Source organism: Halorubrum sp. SP9 (genome assembly GCF_005435015.1).
Lineage (GTDB): Archaea > Halobacteriota > Halobacteria > Halobacteriales > Haloferacaceae > Halorubrum > Halorubrum sodomense.
On sequence record NZ_SGXU01000295.1, the window covers coordinates 1 to 540 of the forward strand.

Annotated in this window: 1 protein-coding gene; it reads left to right on the forward strand. The window is 53.3% G+C overall.

Going from position 1 to position 540, the window contains the following annotated elements; all coding sequences use genetic code 11:
- A partial coding sequence (locus EXE45_RS17605) for a BlaI/MecI/CopY family transcriptional regulator (RefSeq protein ID WP_137695097.1) occupies window positions 1-355 on the forward strand: 355 nt, incomplete at its 5' end.
- Window positions 356-540 lie beyond the last annotated feature (185 nt).

The following is a 540-nucleotide window of genomic DNA, read 5'->3' on the forward strand; positions in this document are numbered from 1 at the left end:
CGGGATGCTTCGCAGCGCAGCCAGCACAGCTGATCGCGAAAATCACGAAGATATCACCAACGACATTCTCAGAGACGCTGCTGAAGATGCTCGGGCCCAAATCAAGCAGAAGAGTCTCGACTCGCTCACACCACACCAGCGGGTCGTCTACGATATTGTTCGCGACCACGGCCCGCTTGGACCCAGCGAGATTCACGACCGGTATACTGAGGCGGTCGACGATCCGCGGACGAAGCGCACCGTCCGGACCTACCTTTCGAAGATGGCACAGTACAATCTCTTGGAAGCAGAAGGGACGAGTCGAGACCGCAAGTACTCACTCGTTGATTCAGCAGCTGCGTCGCCGGTTTCGTAAAATTTGGTGAGCTATGAACCGAAGATCCCTATTTTTCTGGGTTGCTTTCATTGGATTGTGGATTGCTGCTATTGGAATGGAGGTGTTGAGATAAGGTCGAAGGATGAGGCGGTCAAAAGATCGAGTGGTTCATGCTCAGTTTCGACCGCCTCAGCGGCGATAGCGGTTGTATCGAGTTAGATTTT